This is a genomic window from Paraglaciecola marina (genome assembly GCF_004360155.1).
In the GTDB taxonomy this organism is placed as follows: Bacteria; Pseudomonadota; Gammaproteobacteria; order Enterobacterales; family Alteromonadaceae; genus Paraglaciecola; species Paraglaciecola marina.
Genome location: NZ_SAIS01000074.1, coordinates 1 through 771, shown reverse-complemented (window position 1 = coordinate 771; position 771 = coordinate 1). Strand labels below are relative to the sequence as shown.

Annotated in this window: 1 protein-coding gene; it reads right to left on the bottom strand. The window is 42.4% G+C overall.

Going from position 1 to position 771, the window contains the following annotated elements; genetic code table 11:
- The coding region (locus EOK74_RS20710) for a transposase (RefSeq protein WP_166638819.1) at positions 1-771 on the bottom strand (771 nt) is incomplete at both ends.

The following is a 771-nucleotide window of genomic DNA, read 5'->3' as shown; positions in this document are numbered from 1 at the left end:
GCTTATCGTTTCTCCTGCTGGGCATACGCAACTATTCGTCACTGGGTCGAAGCTAAACTCACTGGCTTGAAATACTGTTTTCTTGCGGGTTTTCTTGTCTTGGTGGCGTTTGCCGTGTTTTACTTTCTGCTCACTAAACTTTGGGTCTCGGCTTCTAAATTGATTATCAGGAATATAAGCGTTGATATCATTATCATGTAAATACTCCATGTTCTTCTCATTCGCAAAACCAGTATCGGCAGTAATTATCGTTTGTGATTTGAGGATATCGTCGTTAATGGCTAACCGTTTAAACCTATCTTGAATATGCGCTAGAACAGGCTGCAATGTATGGTGCTCTTGCCCTTCTCCGAATACGCTCGCATCCACTACAATTTGGTGTTTCTTGTCCACGGTAGCCACACCGTTATACCCTTGAATCGTCCCTTTACTGGTTGTCATTTTAGCTGACTCGTTGTCGGTAATGTTACTTTTCACTTCCTTAGGACGTTTACCTTTGCCCATACGTGGCTTTGCTTTCTTTAGAAATTGGTCTATCTTATCGTGCGCCTTATTCAAGGTTTCAATGGCTTGCTCTGCTCGTTGTTTACGAGCTTCGTCAGCACTTTCACTTTTATCCAACTTCTCATGCTCATTCATGTGATAACGAATTTGACGCTTAAGCTTAGCTCGCTTCTCTTCAAGCTCCTTAAACGTACCCGACCATTCTTTAGCGGCATTTGACGACATCTTACAGCCATCAATTGCAAACAATTCATTACCCAATAACCC